This window comes from Brevundimonas sp. P2_A6 (assembly GCF_056404975.1).
On sequence record NZ_JBFUCZ010000001.1, the window covers coordinates 266,374 to 284,757 of the forward strand.

Below are 18,384 nucleotides of genomic sequence, written 5' to 3' on the forward strand. Positions count from 1 at the left end.
TGGAACGGTCAAGGGCGGAATAGGGAGGGTGCGACTAACCGACCACCGTCATCGTGGGGCGCAGGGGCGGGGCGTCCGACATCCATGGCGGATCCGGCATGGCCCTGTGCGCCTGGGCCAGGGCCTCGGACCAGCGACGGCCGAGGTCCTTGAAATAGGGGTCGTCGGCTTCGATCCGGCGCTGATCGCCGTGCAGGCTGTCGCGGGGGATCACGATCATGTCGAACGGCGGCCCCACCGCGATGTTCGAGCGGATGGTGGAATCGAAGCTGATCAGCCCCAGCTTGACCGCCTCGGACATTGGCGTGTCGGGGCGCAGCGCGCGGTCCAGGATGGGCTTGCCGTATTTCAGCTCGCCGATCTGCAGATAGGGGGTGTCCTCGCCGCACTCGATGAAGTTGCCGAGCGAATAGACCAGATACAGCCGCAGCTGACCGCCCTTGACCTGACCGCCCACCAGCATGCTGGCGCTGAGATTCGAGGCATCGGCCTCGAGCGAGGGCGAGATGTCGGCGCGCACCTGCTGCAGGGCGTGGCCGCAGAGCTGGGCCGCGCGGAACATGCTGGGGACGGTGGACAGGGTCTCCAGCTCGTCGCTGCCCGGCATCTTGATGCCCTTGGCGACCTGGGCCAGGGCCATCTGCGTCACCGACAGGTTTCCGGCGGTGGCGATGGCGATGCAGCGCTCGCCCTGCACCTGGGTGACGTGCAGCTTCTTGTAGGAGGAAATGTTATCGACACCGGCGTTCGTGCGGGTGTCGGCGATCATCGCCAACCCCTCATCCACCATCATGCCGACGCAGTAGGTCATATCAGAAGACTCGATCCGAACCGGACCGCCACCCCTCAGGAACGGCGACGGTAACAGATTCGATTAACAGAACGACCCCTGAACGGCTCATGACCAGCCTTGGCTCTGCTGTTGCTGCTGGGTCTGTTGCATCTGACGCACACGCAGGGCCACGGTCATCGTCTCTCGCCCGCCGCCATAGCTGGTACCGCGGATCGGCGAGGCCCCCAGGGCGTCCAGGCCACAGGCGGCACGGACATAGTGTTCGGTCGGACAAATCCCGTTGGCGGCGTCGAAGCCGACCCAGCCCAGATCCTCGATCCAGGCCTCGGCCCAGGCGTGGGCGGCATCCTGGTTTTCGACACCGTCGGAACGATGCAGATGGCCAGAGACATACCGCGCCGGGATGCCCATGCGGCGGGCGGCCGCGATGAAGATCTGGGCGTGATCCTGGCATACGCCCTGGCGCTGGGCATAGGCGTCGGCGGCGCTGTGATCGACGGTGGTCGATCCGACCATGAAGGCCACGGTGCCGTGGATCGTGGACATCAGCCGATGCAGGCGGGTCAGGGTGTCGCCGTCCTCGCCCACCTCGGCCGCCAGGGCGCGCAAGGCCCCATCGGCGTGCGTCAGAGGGGTGTCGCGCAGGAAGACCAGGGGCGACAGGCGTTCCGGCGTGCCGCGCAGGACGCCGCCGGTATCGACGGTCGCGACCTCGCCCGTCACGCGCACCATCAGGCCGTTGGTTGGGCGCTCGGTGTAGAGGGTGTGGACGATGTTGCCGAAGGAGTCCTCGCTGCGACGCAGGTGTGCGTCGACGTCGGTCTCGATGCGCCAGTCGCGGACCTGCTGGCCTTCGGTCGAGCGCGGCGTCAGGCGCAGCACCTGGACGATGAACCGCGCGGCGCGGTCGTAGGCATAGCGGGTTTCGTGGTCGATCCGGATGCGCATCCTACACCAGGTACTGATCGTGGACGGCGGCAGCCAGGGCGTTGTTCTCGCTGAGGAAGGCCAGGATGTATTCGTGCAGGCCGGACTGGAAGATTTCCTCGATATTGGTCTCGTTGAACCGTGTCAGGCGCGCCGAGGCTATGCGCTGGGCGGGACCGCGACGGCCGTAGTCGGTCGCCAGGCGGTCCAGATAGCTGACGATCATCCCCTGACAGCTGGCCAGCGATCGCGGCATCTGGCGGTTCAGCACCATCAGGTCCGCCACAAGCCAGGGGCGCACGGACTCGCGATAGACCCAGCGATAGGCCGTCAGGGCCGAGACCTCGCGCAGCAGGGTGGTCCACTGGAAATAGTCGAGCTGGCCCCCGACCCGTTCACCCGCCGGCAGCAGCAGGTGATATTTGACATCCAGCAGGCGCGCGGTGTTATCGGCCCGCTCGATCGCCCCGCCCAGGCGCAGGAACCAGTAGGCGTCGTTTCGCAGCATGGTCCGCGAGGATGCGCCCTCGACCGCCAGGCTGACGCCCTTCACCCACTCCAGATAACGCACGAAGTCGTCGCGCTTGGACGGTTCGCCGAACTCGTTCAGGCCGTTCCAGGCTCCATTGATCGCCTCCCACAGTTCGATGGTCAGGGCGGTGCGGACCGAGCGCGCGTTGGTGCGGGCCGCGGTGATGCAGGCGCGGATCGACGACGGATTATCGGGAGAAAAGGCCAGGAACTCGCGCACCGATTTCTCGGACGGCGTGCGGCCCGAGGCGGCGAACTGCTTGGATACGCCGGCCGAGGCGATGGCGCTGGCCCAGGCGGTGGCGGCCGCGCCGTCGCGCGCGGGCAGGGCGGCCAGACGCACGGCCGCCTCCAGGATGCGCGCCAGGAAGTCGGCCCGCTCCATATAGCGGCCGGTCCAGTAGAGGCTCTCTGCGGTGCGGCTCAGCATCAGTCGTCCAGCACCCAAGTGTCCTTGGTCCCGCCGCCCTGGCTGGAGTTGACCACCAGCGACCCGGCCTTCAGCGCCACGCGGGTCAGGCCACCCGGCGCGACCCGGACCCCGGCCGGGCTGGACAATACGAACGGGCGCAGGTCGACGTGGCGCGGCGACAGGGTGCCGCCGTCCAGCGTGGGCGCGGTCGACAGGGCCAGGGTCGGCTGGGCGATGAAGTCGTCGGGATCGGCGATCAGCTTGGCCCTGAAATCCTCGATCTCGGCCTTGGTCGAGGCGGGGCCGACCAGCATGCCGTAGCCACCGGATCCGCCCACCTCCTTGACCACCAGCTCCGGCAACTTGTCGAGAACCTCCTTCAGCGCGTCGGGCTCGCGACAGCGCCAGGTCGGGACGTTGCCCAGGATCGGATCGCCGCCGGAGAAGAACCGGATGATCTCGGGCATGTAGGTATAGACCGCCTTGTCGTCGGCCACGCCGGTGCCGACCGCATTGGACAGGGTCACGTTGCCGGCGGTGTAGGCGGCCATCAGGCCGGGCACGCCCACGGTCGAATCCGGCCGGAAGGTCAGCGGATCGATCCAGTCGTCGTCCACGCGGCGATAGATGACGTCCACGCGCCTTGGCCCCTCGGTCGTGCGCATGAAGACGATGTCGTCGTTGACGAACAGATCGCCCCCCTCGACCAGCTCGACCCCCAGCTTGTCGGCCAGGAAGCTGTGCTCGTAATAGGCCGAGTTGTAGGGGCCGGGGGTCAGGACGACGATGTTGGGATCGGCCCCGGCGTGCTCGGGCGCGCTGGCGCGAAGACTGGCCAGCAACATGTCCGTATAGGTCTCGACCGGGCGGATGCGGTGTTCGGCGAACAGGTCGGGGAACAGCCGCATCATCATCTCGCGGTTCTCCAGCATGTAGGAGACGCCGGACGGCGTGCGGCAGTTGTCCTCCAGCACGACGAAGCCGTCCTCGCCCGTGCGGACCAGATCGACGCCGCAGATGTGGGTCCAGATGTCGCCGGGAGGCCGCCGGCCCTGCATCTCGGGCCGGTAGTGGGGGTTGGTGAAGATCAGCTCGGCCGGGACGATGCCGGCGCGGATACATTCCTGCGGGCCGTAAATGTCCTTCAGAAAGGCGTTGAGGGCACCGACCCGCTGTTTCAGACCCCGCTCCAGCTGCTCCCACTCGGCCGCGCCGATGATGCGGGGCACGACGTCGAAGGGGATCAGGCGTTCATTGGATTCCACATCGCCATAGACGGCGAAGGTCACACCCATGCGGCGAAAGAACAGCTCGGCCTGGCGCGAGCGGGCCTGCAGCAGGTCGGCGGGCGCGGCCTCCAGCCAGCGGGCCAGGGTCCGGTAGCTGGGGCGAACCTGATCCGATCCGGCGTGGCCTGACATTTCGTCGAACGTGACGGTCGCTCCCGCGCGCACTGTTGCAGAGGCCTGATCTTGTCGGAAAACCGCTGACACTTTTCCGGATCAGGCCGTGGTGAGATGCGAGCGTGGACCGGCGGCGCGATGATGCGCAACAGTTTTGTTGCGGTGCGGGACGGAAGAATCGCCCCGTGACGGCTTCAGACGTCGAGGTCGACCGTGATCGGGCAGTGGTCGCTGGGCTGCTCCCATGCGCGGACAGGCTCGTGGATGGTGGCCGATCCCGGCAGGACGGCGGGGGTCAGGCCGGGCGAGGTCCAGATGTGATCCAGGCGAAGGCCGCGCGCGGACTTGCGGAAGTCCTGGGCGCGATAGCTCCACCAGCTTGCCAGCTTCTGCGGTTCGGGGAAGGCCTCGCGCACCACGTCGGTAAAGGCCCCGGCCGCCTGAAGACGATTCAGGGTCTCGACCTCGATCGGCGTGTGGCTGACGATCTTCGACATGTAGCGATGGTTCCAGACGTCGAACTCGGACGGCGCGATGTTGAAGTCGCCGCACATCAGCAGGGGTCGGGACCGGTCCTGCGTGGCCACCGTGGCGGTCAGCTGCTCGTAGAAGTCCATCTTGTGATCGAACTTGGGGTTCAGATCGCGGTCGGGAACGTCGCCGCCGGCGGGGATGTAGAAGTTCTGGATATCGACGCCCTCGACCCGGACCGATACGCAGCGGGCGTGGCCCAGCTTGCAGGACTGGAAGGTCTCGCTGGGCTCGATCGGGCGTCGGCTGGCGATGGCGACGCCGTGCCATCCCTTCTGGCCCGCGATTTTCAGGTGCGGCAGACCCATGTCGGCGAAGGCGTTACGGGGGAATTGATCCTCCAGGCATTTGATCTCCTGCAGGCAAAGGACGTCGGTGCCGCTCATCGACACGAAGCGCGCGACCTGATCTATGCGCAGGCGGACGGAGTTGATGTTCCAGGTGGCGACGCGAAGCATGGCCCGCGTCTAGCCGATCCAGATCATAAAAAACCACCCCCGGCAGGGCTGGCCGGGGGTGGAGTTCATTTCTCTCTCGCAGCCGTCGGGAGGGGATGACGTCCGAAGGCGAAGGGCGGTCAAATCCGTCCTGTGCCCAAAGTGTCACGGCTAAATGAAATAGTCAAACGACCGGCAAAGTGATTTGCCTGTGATCGTCCGAACACGGTGCAGGATTCGTGAAACCGTCAGTTCCGACCCGGGCGACGCGTTGGATCGGTCAGTCTGAACAGGCTGGCCGCCAGACCCGATGCAGGGGTCAGGGTCGTCAGTTGCGTGCGGGTGCGCGCGCCCGACGCATCGGTGATCGTCCATTCCTGCAAGCGCATCGGACTGCCGGCGAAGGCCAGGATGACAGACCCGTCATTCGGGCGGCCCTGGTCCCGCGCGGTAATGGCGAAGGCCCCGGACTGCATCCGGGTGACGCGCTCGATGCGGACGCCCTGATCCAGACGGACGTTGCGGGCCAGGAAGGTCGACAGCGGCGTGGCCCCCAGCGGGACCTGGCGGAAGACGTTCAGGCGGGGGTCGTAACGCTTGACGTTGTTGCCGTCGGAAACGACCAGCAGGCCCGCCGGGTCGGTATACTCGAACCGCATCTTGCCCGGACGCTGCAGATAGAAGCGACCCTGACGCCGCTGGCCGCCCGCGCCGGTCTCCACGAAGGTGCCCTGGGCCGAGGTCAGGTTCTGCAGATAGGTCTGGGCCGTGGCCAGGGTCGCGCGGTCCTCGGCCGACAGGGCCGATTGCGCGGCGGCGGGCAGGGCGGCGAGCGAAGCGATGGCGGCGAGGCCGAGGCCGAGTTGGCGGCGAGAAACGGTCATGAAGTCTTTCTCCCGTTCGGGATGGTGGTTGATCCTGCCGTTATGGCGGCCCGGCGCGGCGCGGCGATGACGGCAGCTGGACCATATTCCGGCGGCCAGATGAAGCCCTGTTCAGGTGGGAAGGTTCCGAAGGAAAGGGCTTAGGGCTTAGTGAGTAGGGCTTAGGGCGAGCGGCTGAGACCTAAGCCCTACTCACTAAGCCCTCTCTTCACGCCATCGGCGGGGGGCCGGCCAGGATGTCGCGTTTGCCGGCGTGGTTGGCCTGGCTGACGACGCCTTCCTGTTCCATCCGCTCGATCAGGGAGGCGGCGCGGTTGTAGCCGATCTGCAGGCGGCGCTGGACGTAGCTGGTCGAGGCCTTGCGGTCGCGGGTGACCACGGCCACGGCGCGGTCGTAGAGGTCGTCGCCCGAAGACCCGCCCCCGCCCTCGTCCATGGCCCCGTCGGCGTCGCCGTCCGGATCGTCGGTGATCAGATCGAGGTAGTCGGGCTCGGCCTGGGACCGCAGGTGTTTGCAGACTTCCTCGACCTCCTGGTCCGTCACGAACGGGCCGTGCAGGCGGGTGATGCGGCCGCCGCCGGCCATGTAGAGCATGTCGCCCTGGCCGAGCAGTTGCTCGCCGCCCTGTTCGCCCAGGATGGTGCGGCTGTCGATCTTGGAGGTGACCTGGAAGCTGATCCGGGTCGGGAAGTTGGCCTTTATGGTGCCGGTGATGACGTCGACCGAGGGGCGCTGGGTGGCCATGATCAGGTGGATGCCGGCGGCGCGGGCCATCTGGGCCAGACGCTGGACCGCGCCCTCGACGTCCTTGCCGGCGACCAGCATCAGGTCGGCCATCTCGTCCATGACCACGACCAGATAGGGCATGGGCTCGGGGCGGATCTTCTCGGATTCGTAGACCGGGCGGCCCTGGTCGTCGAAGCCGGTCTGGACCGTGCGTTCGAAATGCTCGCCCTTCTTCTGGGCCTCGACGGCGCGCTCGTTGTAGCTGGCGACGTTGCGGACGCCGAGCTTGGACATGCGGCGATAGCGGTCCTCCATCTCGCGCACCGTCCATTTCAGGGCGACGACGGCCTTCTTGGGATCGGTGACGACGGGGGCCAGCAGGTGCGGGATGCCGTCATAGACCGACAGCTCCAGCATCTTGGGGTCGATCATGATGAAGCGGCACTCGGCGGGGTTGAGGCGGTACAGGATCGACAGGATCATGGCGTTGACCCCGACCGACTTGCCCGAGCCGGTGGTGCCCGCGATCAGCAGGTGGGGCATCCGCGCCAGGTCGGCGACATAGGGCTCGCCCCCGATGGTCTCGCCCAGCGCCAGCGGCAGCAGGTGGGCGGGCTTGCCGTATTCGGCGCTGGCCAGAAGGTCGCGCAGATAGACGGTCTCGCGCTTCAGGTTCGGCAGTTCGATGCCGATGGCGTTGCGGTTCGGCACGACCGAGATGCGACAGGCGCGGGCCGACATGCTGCGGGCGATGTCGTCCGACAGGGCCACGACGCGGCCGTGCTTCACGCCAGGCGCCGGAACCAGTTCGTACAGGGTGACGACGGGGCCGGGGCGGATCTGGTCGATGACGCCCTTGACGCCGAACTCGGCCAGCACGCCTTCCAGCATCTTCGCGTTCTGCTTCAGGGCGGTTTCGTCGACGGTGCCGACGCGGGCCTGGGGTTTGGCCAGCATGGCCAGGGGCGGCAGGTCGAAGTCGCCCTCGGGCCGGACGAAGTCGAAGGCGACCTGACCGTCGTCGATGGCCTTCTTCGACGTCTTGGCGGGCTTGGGCGCGGCGACGCGGGGTTCGGCAGCCGTGCGCGCGGCGGGCAGGGAGGGTTCGGCGACCGGTTCGTCCCACGGCAAGGGCGCGATCGCGTCCTCGTCCTCGGGCAGTTCCAGACGGGCAGCGCGGCGGGCGGGCCTGGGTGCCGCGGTGTCGGTCTCGGCGATCGGTCGGGGGCGGGCCGGACGGGGCGTGGGCTGGGCCGAGCGGCGCAGGCCGGACGCCCAGGCGATGGCCTCGCCGAAGTCGGCGGCGCGCAGGCCGACCGCATAGCCACAGGCCCACAGGCCGAAGGCCAGGAACAGGACGCCGCTGATGATCCCACCGCCAGGAATGCCCAGGGCGCGGGACCCGTCGGCGAACAGGCCGATCACCGCGTCACCCCAGAGACCACCCAGGCCCGCCGCCAGCGGCCAGGCGCTGGGTGCCGCCAGCGCCGAAAGCGCGGCCGACAGGCTGAGCACGCCGCCGGTGGCCGATAGCGCCTTCAGCGGGGTGGGCTTCAGGCGCTGCTGGATCGCTTCGCCGATCGCGGCGGCGAGGCCAAACGCGACGGTCAGGGCGGCGGCGGGCCAGGCGGCCAGGCCGAGACTTTGCATGAACAGGTCGGCGAAGATCGCGCCGCTGGTGCCCAGCCAGTTGGTGGCGGGGGCGGAGGAGGCGGCGTTCAGACTGGGATCGGCCGGGTTCCACGACACCAGCGCCACGACAAGCAGGGTCGCCAGCAGCGCCTGCAGCACGCCGCGAAACCGCACCACGAACGGCGCGTCCCACAGGATGAGGGCGCTCATGAAGGCGCGCTGGCTGATGGCGAGGGCGGCGGACATCGACGGCTCCGAACGGACTGACGCTCAGTGTCGCAGGCACGGGGTTAAGAGGCTGTTTACCTCGTGACGACGTCCGGCTTCATCGGGGCCAATTTGGCCAGAAACCGGTTCTGGGCCGGGAAGCCGACGCCCTCGGCGCGCATGGCGGCCTGCAGGTTCTCGACCAGGGCGCCCATGTCGGCGGCCTGAAGCCCGAGGGTGCGATGGCTGCTTTCCATATCCCGCCCCGTATAGGCGACGGGCGCGCCCAGAATGTAGGCGAACTGTTCCTTCAGCGTCCGGCGGACGCGGACCAGGTCCGAGGCCCTGAAGATATCGGAGATCCGGGGGTCGGCGACGTTGCGCGCCACGAAGGCATCGACGATCCGGCCGATGCCCTCCTGTCCGTTAAAGGCCTCCAGCATGGCCGTGCCCTGGAACGGCGTCGCCCCCGCGTTGGCGTTCGATGCGGCATAGGCATCGACGGCGATCTCGTCAGGGTGCTCGGTGGACATGACGACGGGCGGCAGCTCCAGCGGCGCATCGGCGTCCTGGGCGAAGGCGGGCGCGGACAGGGCGCTCAGCGCGGCGGTGATCAGCGCAGCCATGATGGGAGTTGGGCGCATGGTTCAGAATCCCGCTTGCAGCGACAGATAGAGGCCGCGCTGGCTCTCGAAGGCGGCGATCGAGCCCAGATCGACATAGGCGGCCGTGATCGAAAGGTGCTTGTTGATGGCGTAGGCCGCATAGACGTCCAGCCAGTCGTCTTCCCTGGCGAAACCCAGATTGTCCGGCTTGGTCCGGTATTCGGCCCCGATCACCAGATTGGGGCTGAGCAGATAGCCGACGGAACCCTCGAACTGCGGCTCCAGATCATCGTTGCGGTCGCCGCCGAAGCCCAGCAGGCCCGTCTGGTTGGCGTCGGTCCAGCGCACGGTGCCGGAGACCAGCAGGCTCTGGGCCAGGAACAGCTTGGTCGCGGCGACATAGGCCTCGGTGCCCTCGTCGTCCCTGCCGCCGACGGCCGCGATGATCGCGCCCTGGTCGTTGGACTTGTGCTGGACGCCCACCGCGAGCTGCGGCATCCAGCTGTTCTGGCCATAGACGGCATCCCCGGTCAGCCTGACCTTCACGCCCACGATGTCCTGAGTGAAGGTGAAGCCCTGACCCAGGCCCAGCGCCGTGCCCGTGTCGCCGGTGTCGAACGCCTGCCGGGCGACGGAGAGTTCGACCCTGTCCCACAGGCCGACGGCCGCGCCCCAGGATCGCAGTTCATAGTCGGGCAGGTTGACGTAGGTCGCATGCACATTGCCGCCTATGCCGTCCTCCGCGCCGTATCCGGTCGTGGTCGCCCAGGTTGAGAGGCCCCCGCCGCCCGAACCCTCGATCGTCGAGACCCCGCCGGTCAGCAGCAGCTTTCCGCCCGTTCGGCTTTCGGGGACCCAGTCGAACGCCTGAGCGGACGCCGACAGGGGCAGGGCGCACAGCGCCCCCCCGAGAACCACACTGGCCAGCAGAACCGGCGATCGAACCACGACGAACCTCCTGCAGGGGGTGGCTGCATGGGGTCGGACTATCGGCAGCAGGGTTAATCCGCGATAAACGAACCCTTGCGTCAGAGTGACCCGACCAAGCAACGACGACGACATACGCAGGTAGAATTCGTCGATGATACAGCCTTTGGTTGTTTAATCCATTTACGGCAAGTTCATCCGCCACTGGTAATGCGACAAACATGCGCGTGTTACTGTCAATGATCTTCGCCCTGGCCGTTCTGCCTTCGCTAGCCGTGGCCGGAGATTTGACGGTCAGCGTCCGTAACGCCGCAGGCCAGCCCGTGCGCGACGCCGTGGTCACCGTCCGACCCAATGCGGGCGTTCCGTCCGGACCCATCCGCTTTTCCTGGCCGTTGCGCGTCGCGCAGCAGAACGTGCAGTTCCAGCCCTACGTCCTGATCGCGCCCGTCGGCGGAACCGTGTCGTTCCCGAATCTCGATCGGGTGCGCCACCACGTCTATTCCTTCTCGCGCGGCAACCGGTTCGAGATCGAGCTGTTCGGCCAGGACCAGACGCGCAGCCACGTGTTCACAACCGTCGGCACCGCCGCACTGGGCTGCAATATCCACGACCAGATGCTGGCCTTCGTGCGGGTCGTCGATACGCCGTGGGCGGGCAAGACCGATGCCAGCGGCAATGTCACCATACCCGCCATTCCGGCCGGCGCGGCCTCGCTGCGGGTCTGGCATCCGCAGTTGAACGTGCGCGGCAACGAAAGCGTCTATACCCTGACCATCGGCGCGGGCCCCGGCCGCCAGACCATGACCGGCGATTTTTCCGGCCGTGTCGCTGTCCGCTGACATGTTGAAGTTCCGCTCCCTTCGCACCCGGATGACGGTCCTCTACGCGGGCCTGTTCGGCATCGCGCTGATGCTGGTCGCGATCGCGGTCTTCACGGCGATCACCGGCAGCGCGCGCGGTCTTGTTCGCGACGAACTCACCGCGTCGGGCGCCGTTTACGGCCAGTTGTGGGAATCCCGCTCGTCCCAACTGCGCCAGGGGGCGTCGGTCCTGGCCCAGGACTACGGCTTCCGCCAGGCGGTCGCCACCAATGACGAACCCACCGTCCGCTCGGCCCTGGAGAACCTGCGCGCCCGCCAGAAGGTTGATGGTGCCCTGATCCTGGGTGTCGATGGCTATGCGACCGGGGCCGGCGTCGCCCTGGACGAGGCGGCGACCGATACGCTTTGGCAGGGCCTGAACGCAGGCGGGATCGAGGCCGGTGTGCTGAGCCTGAACGGCCAGCCTTATCAGGCCGTCTCCGCGCCAATTCTGGCTCCGGTGCTGATCGGCTGGGTCGTGTTCGTGGAGCGCCTCGACCAGGCCCAGATGCGCAAGCTGGAGACCCTGTCCGCCATTCCGCTGACCGCCTCGGTGCTGACGTCGTCGAGCGCCGGCTGGCACGACATGGCAGGGCCGACCAGCGCCCTGAACGGGGCCATCGACAAGGCCCTGTCCGCGCCCCGCGGGCGTCCCGTCGGCGCACGCACGCCCGAGGGAGACGCCATGGTGCTGGCCAAGCCCCTGCCCAGCTTCGACGCCGCAGCGCCCGCCGTTCTGACGCTCAGCTATCCCATGTCGCGCGCGCTCAGGCCGTTCGCTCCGATGTTCTGGGCGCTTGGAGCGATCGCTCTCGCCGGTCTGGCCCTGCTGCTGAGCGGCACCTGGCTGCTGTCGCGCGGCCTGACCCGGCCGATCACCGATCTCGATGAGGCCGTCCGCAGGCTTCAGGTCGGCGAGCACGCCGAAGTGGCCGTGTCATCCTCCGATGAGATCGGCCGTCTGGCGACGAGCTTTAACGCCATGGCCGGCGACATTCGCGACCGCGAGGCGCGTCTGACCCACATGGCCCTGCATGACCAGGAGACGGGCCTGCCCAATCGGCTGTGGCTGGAACGTCAGGCCGCGACGTCCGCCGACGCCTTCGTCGTGTTGCTGGGCGTGGATCGCTTCACGGTGGTGCGCAACGCCATCGGCTATGAATCCATGGGCCAGTTGCTGAGCGCCCTGGGTGCGCGCCTGGCGTCGGCCTCCGACGGCGTGCGGGCCGCACGCGTGTCCGCCGGTGTGGTCGGCCTGATCCTGCATGCCGGCGAGGAAGCCGAAGCCCTCGATCTCGCCGTGCGGCTGTGCGCCGTGGCCGACGAGCCGGTCAAACTGATCGGTGCCACGGTCGACGCCGGCCTGACGGCGGGCATCGCCAGGGCCGGGGGGGACACCGGGGGCGTGGACTCCATCGTCGACCGCGCGGCCATCGCCCTGGATCAGGCGCGCGAGCGTCATTTGAAGGCCGCCCATTTCGACGCCAAGGCCTATGGCGATCCGGTCGGCAACCTGAGCCTGATCAGCGACCTGATGGGGGCACTGGAGAGCGAGCAGGTCTGGCTGGCCTATCAGCCCAAGTTCGACCTGCGCGCCAATGCGATCACCGGGGTCGAGGCCCTGATGCGCTGGAACCACCCCCGTCGGGGCTTCGTCTCGCCCGACCTGTTCATCACCATGGCCGAGGAAACGGGCCAGATCCGCGCTCTGACCGAGTGGGGTCTGCGGCGCGCCATCGCCGATCAGAAGGCGCTGGCCGCCGCCGGTCACGTCCTGACCATGTCGGTCAACATCTCGGGCCGGTTGCTGTCGGACACCAGCTTCGCGGAGTTCGCGCTGGCGGAGGTTGCCCGCTCGGAGGCGGACCTGTGCTTCGAGATCACCGAGACCGCCGTCATCGACAATCCGGAAATGGCGCTGGGGATCATCGACCGGTTCTCGGCCGCCGGAATCTGCGTCTCGATCGACGACTATGGGTCCGGGCTGTCGTCCCTGTCCTATCTGAAGCGGATCCGCGCGGACGAGCTGAAGATCGACAAGGCCTTCATCCTGACCCTGGACGAAAGCTCGCGCGACGCCTTGCTGGTCAAGTCCACCATCGACCTGGCCCACAGCCTGGGCCTGAAGGTCACGGCGGAGGGAGTGGAGACCCAGACGGCTCTGGCCCTGCTGCGTGGCATGGGGTGCGACACCGCCCAGGGGTATCTGATCGCCAGGGCTCTGCCGCTGGCCGGATTGATCGAGCGGCTGGTGCAGCCCGCGGTCCCTCAGGTTCAGGCAGCCTGACTCTGGACTGATACTGCGACGAATTCGCAATTAGCCTTGCCACAGGCTTCCGGTCTGATATTGCGAGCCAATCGCATTTCAACACCGGATCCCACAGTGTCCCTGACCCACGCCTCTGCCCTTCGTACCCTTCTGTCCGCATCGACCGCCGCCGGAATGCTGTGCGCGACACCGGTCCTGGCGGGCGATCCGGACGCCGTGACGGATCCGGGCGATCCGGCCTATCAGACCACCCTGTCCACCGTGGACGTGAATGGCCGTCGTCATCGCGAGGAGCCCCGATCGCCCGAGTTCGTGGCCGATCTGGTCGACACGCCGCGCGCGGTCACCGTGATCCCCCAGCGAGTGATCGAACAGACTGGCGCGACCTCGCTGCAGGATCTGCTGCGGACCTCGCCCGGCATCACCTTCGGGGCGGGGGAGGGGGGCCAGCCCCTGGCCGACCGGCCCTTCATCCGGGGGCAGGCCTCGGGGAACAACGTCTTCCTGGACGGCATCCGCGACACGGGTGGCCAGCAGCGCGAGGTCTTCGCCCTGGAGCAGGTCGAGGTCATCAAGGGGCCGGATTCGGTCTATTCCGGCCGTGGGTCCGGCGGCGGGTCGATCAACCTGACGTCCAAGACGCCCCGGCTGGAGCCCTTCACCACCGTCTCGCTGGGGGTCGGAACCGATGCCTATCTGAGGGGCACGGTCGACTGGAACGCTGCCTTGGGACAGACCGCCGCCCTGCGCATCAACCTGATGGGCAACCAGGGCGACGTCGCGGGTCGCGACGCCGTCCATTTCGACAAATGGGGCGCGCTGATCTCGCTGGCGGCGGGCCTGGGCACCGACACCCAGGCCACGGCCAGCTACTACCATCTGACCAGTGACCAGATGCCCGACTACGGCATCCCCCTGTTCACGAAGATCGGCGTCCGGACGACGGACTCAGGCGTGCTGGATGTGCCGCGCAGCAGCTTCTACGGCCTGACGGCCCGGGACTATCTGACCAACACGGTCGACGCCTTCACCTTCGACATCACGCACCGGTTCTCCGACGCCCTGGTGCTGAAGACCGTCAGCCGGTTCTCGGAAACGCTGAACGATTACATCGTCACCAACCCCGGCGACGGCGGATACGTCGGGCGGGCGACGGACGGCACCTACTGGATGAAGCGGGGCACCAAGACGCGGTGGAACCCGGTCACGACCTGGGCCAACGTCACCGACCTGTCGGGCGTATTCGCCACCGGCGGCATCCGCCACAGCTATGACGTCGCGCTGGAGCTGACGCGCGAGGTCAATCGCAACGCCAGCTATTCGACCTATACGACTTCGGGCGCGGCCTGCCCCACGGGGCTGACGCTGGTGTCCGGCGCCTATCCGACGGCGTCAGGGGCGCTCGGGGCCGGTGACTGCACCCGCGTCTATGCGCCGACGCCGGGCGACGCCTGGACCGGTGTCGTCAATCGCGGCCCCACCAGCCGATCGACGACCGAGACGATCGGGGTCTCCGCCTTCGACAGCATCAGCCTGACCGACCGGCTGATCCTGAACCTGGGTGTGCGCTGGGACCAGTATGCGGTGGACGGCACCACGGTGAACGCGACCCAGGCCGCGGGCGTCTGGACCATCAATCCGCAGGTCCCGGCGGCGGGCAGCACCCTGGCCCCCGGCGTCGTCGAGGTCCCGCGTCGCGAGTGGCAGTTCACCAACTATCAGGCCGGTCTGGTGTTCAAGCCGACCCGCAACACCAGCGTCTATGCCTCCTATGCCACCGCCTCGACGCCGCCGACGATCTCGGCCGGGGACCAGAACACGGCGGGCGGGACCGGGACGGGCAACCTGGCCAATGTCGTGCTCGATCCGGAAGAGACGACTAATTACGAGATCGGGGCCAAGGCGACCTTCTTCCGCCAGCAGCTGATCCTGTCGGCCGCCGCCTTCCGGCTGGAGCGCGAGAACGCCGCCATCCTGGTCGAGCCGAACGTCTATGCCCAGGTGGGCGAGGCGCGCGTGCAGGGCATCGAGCTGGGCGCGTCGGGCAACGTCACCGACAAGTGGCAGGTGTTCGGCGGCTATACCTGGATGGAGTCCGAGCTGGTGCGTGGCGCCTATACGGGCGTGAACCAGGGCGATCCCCTGGCCAATACGCCGGAGCACTCGTTCAGCCTGTTCACCACCTATCGCCTGATCCCGGCCCTGAGCGTCGGCGGCGGGGTCTATTACGTCTCGACATCGTTCGGCGGGAACCAGGGCGGCGCGGGTGGTGGGGCCAACCGCATCTATGCGCCGGAGTACACCCGGGTCGATCTGTTCGCGTCCTATGACATCAACGAACGGACATCCGTGCAGCTGAACGTGCAGAACGCGGGCGACGAGGCCTATATCATCCGCACCAACGGTGTTCACCACGCCGACGTCGCGCCGGGCCGGTCGGCGACCCTGGCGCTGAACCTGAGGTTCTGATTTGCTGCTGCACATCCCCGAGGTCTTCACCAGGGACGAGGTCGTCCGCCTGCGCGCGATCCTCGACGCCGGTCCCTGGGCCGACGGCAATGCGACCTCGGGCCATCAGTCGGCGCGGGCCAAGGACAATGCCCAGCTGCCTGAAGGCTGCGATGCGGCGAAGGAGGTCGGAGGCCTGATCGAACAAGCCCTGGCCGCAAACCCGATGTTCGTCTCCGCCGCCCTGCCGCACACGGTCTTTCCGCCGCTGTTCAACCGCTATGAGGGCGGTCAGGCGTTCGCGGCCCATGTCGACAACGCCATCCGGGTGCATCCGTCGGGCCTGCGCATCCGCTCGGACCTGTCGGCGACGCTGTTCCTGTCGGAGCCCGAGGACTACGACGGCGGAGAACTGGTCATCGAGGATGTCTATGGCCCGCAGAGCGTCAAGCTGCCGGCGGGCGACCTGATCCTGTATCCGTCCAGGAGCCTGCACCGGGTCACGCCGGTGACGCGGGGCGCGCGGGTGTCCAGCTTCTTCTGGATCCAGAGCCTGGTGAAGGACGACGCGGCGCGCGAGACCCTGTTCCAGCTGGACGTGGCGACCCAGAGGGTGGCGGTCGGGGGCGGTCCGACCGACCAGGCCGTGCTGGAACTGACCGGCGTCTATCACAACCTGCTCAGACGGTGGTCGGAGGTCTGACTCGATAGCCCTTCCCCCGTCCTTCACGGGGAAAGGGCTGAACGACCTACCAGCTCAGGCTAAGTCCCGCCCGCAGGGTGCGCGGTGCACCATAGCCCTCGACACCGTCGCCGCTCTCGGCCACCGCGACGTCCGCGTCGAACAGATTGTCGGCGGAGGCGTACAGAACGACGCCTTCGCGCACCGACCATTCCGCCCGCGCATCGGCGGTGACGGCCCCGTCCAGCACGCGGCTGTTCAGGTCGTCCTCGAACCGGCGGCTCTCGTAGCGGGCGCGCACGATCAGGGTCAGGCGGTCGGCGGCGTGCCAGTCGGCTCCGGCCGAGGCGCTCCAGACCGGGGCCTGGGCGGGACGCAGGCCCGTCAGCTGGGGCGCGGCTGTGCCACCGTCCACCTCGGCATCCGTGATGGACAGGGCGGCGTCCAGTGACAGGTTGGTCCCGATCCAGTGCTCGGCCGTCAGCTCCAGGCCGGTGGCGTCGATCGTGCCCGCGTTCTGGCGCTGGCGCAGCACCCCGCCGGCGGGCACGAACCCGGCGCGTGGAAAGGTGCCGGGGCCGGTGCCGATGGTGACGTTGACGATGGCGTCCTCGATCCGGTTCCAGAAGACCGTGGCACCGAGAGCCGTAGTCCCGTCCTGCCAGGACAGCCCGGTCTCCAAACCTTGCAGGGTTTCGGGCACCAGGGCGGCGTTGGCCTCGGTCAGGTCGTTGCCGACGCGGAAGGGGCGGTGCAGCTCGTTCAGGGTCGCCGGCCGGAACCCGGAATAGGCGGCGGCGCGGGCGGCGAACCCGCCGGTCAGGTCGCGGCGAACGGCCAGACGCGCGCTGACCACCTCGCCCGAACGGTCGGGGTCGGTCTCGTCGAGGGTCGCAAGGCCGGTGGCGCGGTCCCGCTCCAGACGGCGGCCGTCCGAACTGGTCCAGCCATCGACCCGCAAGCCGCCCGCGACCAGCCACGGCCCGGCGCTCCATGACCCCTCGCCATAGGCTCCGACGACGGAGGTCCGGCCACCCGCCACCCGGTCGCGGGTGAAGGCGCTGACCCCGTTTATGGCCATGTAGCGGAACAGCTCGCGCGTCTCGCCTTCGGCGAAGCGGGCGTCGGCCCCCAGCTCCCACTCCAGCGATCCGCCTCCCAGCGGCACGGCCGTGCGACGGACCGCGAGGTTGACGCCCCAGCCCTCGGCCGGGGTGGCGAACTGGTTGTTGGCGGGGGTGGTCGTGGCCCGGTCGGGGGCGACGGCAACGGAGGTGTTGGCGAAGTCGCTGGTCCGTCGCCACACCTGCGCGCGCCAGCCCAGACGGTCGGCGGACGGGGTGCGCGACAGGGTGGCGGAGTAGCTCTGGCCCGTCGCCGACGACCGTGCGCCGGCGAGGCCCGCCCCGCGATCTTCCTCATAGGCCGAGGCGCGCAGCGACAGGGCGGTGGCGTCGTTCAGGGCCACGTCGGCCCGGATCGCACCGGACAGGGTGGCGAGGTCCAGCGGCACGTCGGCCGCCCCCGCGCGGGGGCCTCGCACGGGTACATAGCCATCCGACAGCTCGCGCTGGACCGTGCCGGTCAGGGCCAGCCGACCGGTGCTCAAGGTCGTGGCTGCCGCCAGTCTGCGCCCGCCGTACTCGCCAACGGACAGGTCGAGGGTGCCGCCGACGGTCTCGCGCTCGCGCAGGGCGATGACCCCGGTCAGGGCCCCGGCACCATAGGGGCCAGCGCCCGCACCCCGGATGATGTCCAGGCCGGACAGGCTCTCGGGCGCGACCTGCGACCAGATCACCCAGCCTCCGAACGGGTCGTTCAGCGGCACGCCGTCCAGCGTGACCAGCGTCCGCCCGGCCCCCGACGGCGCGATGGCGCGCAGCGATATGCCCTGGGTCGTCGGATTAGCGGCGAGGCTCGAGGTGCGACGGAACAGGCTGACGGCCGGGACGGTGGCCAGGGCCTCGTCCAGCCGCGTGGCGCGATCCAGCCTGCCCGGGTTCAGCCGGATAACGGAGAACGCCGCGTCGCCCGCTGCCGGGGGCAGGCGCGCGGCGGTGACGACCACGTCGGGGAGGGGTGCGGGGGCGTCCTGGAGCATCCGGC

At 68.3% G+C, this 18,384-nt stretch carries 14 protein-coding genes; 4 read left to right on the forward strand and 10 right to left on the reverse strand.

Features of this window, described 5'->3' with window-relative positions; all coding sequences use genetic code 11:
* Window positions 1-34 precede the first annotated feature (34 nt).
* From AC1DW4_RS01405 to AC1DW4_RS01445, 9 genes are all read right to left on the reverse strand, one after another.
* Complete coding sequence (locus AC1DW4_RS01405) at window positions 35-811, reverse strand: proteasome-type protease (RefSeq protein ID WP_477015450.1); 777 nt, start codon at window positions 809-811, stop codon at window positions 35-37.
* Between the two features lie 87 nt (window positions 812-898).
* The gene (locus AC1DW4_RS01410; RefSeq protein WP_477015451.1) at window positions 899-1,741 is read right to left on the reverse strand and encodes a transglutaminase family protein; all 843 of its coding nucleotides are present in this window, start codon (window positions 1,739-1,741) and stop codon (window positions 899-901) included.
* Window position 1,742: 1 nt separating this feature from the next.
* Complete coding sequence (locus tag AC1DW4_RS01415) at window positions 1,743-2,681, reverse strand: alpha-E domain-containing protein (RefSeq protein WP_477015452.1); 939 nt, start codon at window positions 2,679-2,681, stop codon at window positions 1,743-1,745.
* Window positions 2,681-4,084, reverse strand: coding sequence for a circularly permuted type 2 ATP-grasp protein (locus tag AC1DW4_RS01420; RefSeq protein ID WP_477015453.1), 1,404 nt, complete (start codon window positions 4,082-4,084; stop codon window positions 2,681-2,683). Before AC1DW4_RS01420 ends, AC1DW4_RS01415 begins: the two co-directional genes overlap by 1 nt.
* Window positions 4,085-4,260: 176 nt before the next feature.
* Window positions 4,261-5,055: an exodeoxyribonuclease III gene (gene xth / locus AC1DW4_RS01425; protein ID WP_477015454.1), complete on the reverse strand. Its 795-nt coding sequence runs from the start codon at window positions 5,053-5,055 to the stop codon at window positions 4,261-4,263.
* Between the two features lie 227 nt (window positions 5,056-5,282).
* Window positions 5,283-5,918 (reverse strand): LolA family protein, encoded by a 636-nt coding sequence (locus AC1DW4_RS01430; RefSeq protein ID WP_477015455.1) that lies wholly within the window; start codon window positions 5,916-5,918, stop codon window positions 5,283-5,285.
* A gap of 208 nt (window positions 5,919-6,126) precedes the next feature.
* Window positions 6,127-8,523 carry an FtsK/SpoIIIE family DNA translocase gene (locus tag AC1DW4_RS01435; RefSeq protein ID WP_477015456.1) on the reverse strand — a complete coding sequence of 799 codons (2,397 nt, stop codon included), beginning with the start codon at window positions 8,521-8,523 and terminating at the stop codon, window positions 6,127-6,129.
* Window positions 8,524-8,579: 56 nt separating this feature from the next.
* Window positions 8,580-9,128, reverse strand: coding sequence for a group I truncated hemoglobin (locus tag AC1DW4_RS01440; RefSeq protein ID WP_477015457.1), 549 nt, complete (start codon window positions 9,126-9,128; stop codon window positions 8,580-8,582).
* A gap of 3 nt (window positions 9,129-9,131) precedes the next feature.
* Entirely contained in the window at window positions 9,132-10,037 is a 906-nt protein-coding gene (locus AC1DW4_RS01445) for a DUF3034 family protein (protein WP_477015458.1), read from the reverse strand.
* Between the two features lie 200 nt (window positions 10,038-10,237).
* On the opposite strand from AC1DW4_RS01445, the gene AC1DW4_RS01450 reads away from it, so the two are divergent.
* The 4 genes from AC1DW4_RS01450 to AC1DW4_RS01465 all read left to right on the forward strand — a co-directional run bounded on the left by AC1DW4_RS01450 (window position 10,238) and on the right by AC1DW4_RS01465 (window position 16,299).
* Window positions 10,238-10,858: a cupredoxin domain-containing protein gene (locus tag AC1DW4_RS01450; protein ID WP_477015459.1), complete on the forward strand. Its 621-nt coding sequence runs from the start codon at window positions 10,238-10,240 to the stop codon at window positions 10,856-10,858.
* Entirely contained in the window at window positions 10,842-13,166 is a 2,325-nt protein-coding gene (locus tag AC1DW4_RS01455) for a putative bifunctional diguanylate cyclase/phosphodiesterase (RefSeq protein WP_477015460.1), read from the forward strand. The genes AC1DW4_RS01450 and AC1DW4_RS01455 overlap by 17 nt, the downstream gene beginning before the upstream one ends.
* Window positions 13,167-13,262: 96 nt before the next feature.
* Window positions 13,263-15,617: a TonB-dependent receptor gene (locus AC1DW4_RS01460; RefSeq protein WP_477015461.1), complete on the forward strand. Its 2,355-nt coding sequence runs from the start codon at window positions 13,263-13,265 to the stop codon at window positions 15,615-15,617.
* 1 nt (window position 15,618) lies between these two features.
* Window positions 15,619-16,299: a Fe2+-dependent dioxygenase gene (locus AC1DW4_RS01465; protein ID WP_477015462.1), complete on the forward strand. Its 681-nt coding sequence runs from the start codon at window positions 15,619-15,621 to the stop codon at window positions 16,297-16,299.
* A gap of 46 nt (window positions 16,300-16,345) precedes the next feature.
* Here AC1DW4_RS01465 and AC1DW4_RS01470 read toward each other — a convergent pair whose 3' ends face one another.
* Window positions 16,346-18,379 carry a TonB-dependent receptor gene (locus tag AC1DW4_RS01470; RefSeq protein ID WP_477015463.1) on the reverse strand — a complete coding sequence of 678 codons (2,034 nt, stop codon included), beginning with the start codon at window positions 18,377-18,379 and terminating at the stop codon, window positions 16,346-16,348.
* Between the last annotated feature and the right edge of the window lie 5 nt (window positions 18,380-18,384).

Coding starts and splice junctions, on each gene's coding strand:
- AC1DW4_RS01405 (WP_477015450.1), bottom strand. CDS start 811: ATGACCTACTGCGTCGGCATGATGGTGGATGAGGGGTTGGCGATGATC.
- AC1DW4_RS01410 (WP_477015451.1), bottom strand. CDS start 1,741: ATGCGCATCCGGATCGACCACGAAACCCGCTATGCCTACGACCGCGCC.
- AC1DW4_RS01415 (WP_477015452.1), bottom strand. CDS start 2,681: ATGCTGAGCCGCACCGCAGAGAGCCTCTACTGGACCGGCCGCTATATG.
- AC1DW4_RS01420 (WP_477015453.1), bottom strand. CDS start 4,084: ATGTCAGGCCACGCCGGATCGGATCAGGTTCGCCCCAGCTACCGGACC.
- xth (WP_477015454.1), bottom strand. CDS start 5,055: ATGCTTCGCGTCGCCACCTGGAACATCAACTCCGTCCGCCTGCGCATA.
- AC1DW4_RS01430 (WP_477015455.1), bottom strand. CDS start 5,918: ATGACCGTTTCTCGCCGCCAACTCGGCCTCGGCCTCGCCGCCATCGCT.
- AC1DW4_RS01435 (WP_477015456.1), bottom strand. CDS start 8,523: ATGTCCGCCGCCCTCGCCATCAGCCAGCGCGCCTTCATGAGCGCCCTC.
- AC1DW4_RS01440 (WP_477015457.1), bottom strand. CDS start 9,128: ATGCGCCCAACTCCCATCATGGCTGCGCTGATCACCGCCGCGCTGAGC.
- AC1DW4_RS01450 (WP_477015459.1), top strand. CDS start 10,238: ATGCGCGTGTTACTGTCAATGATCTTCGCCCTGGCCGTTCTGCCTTCG.
- AC1DW4_RS01470 (WP_477015463.1), bottom strand. CDS start 18,379: ATGCTCCAGGACGCCCCCGCACCCCTCCCCGACGTGGTCGTCACCGCC.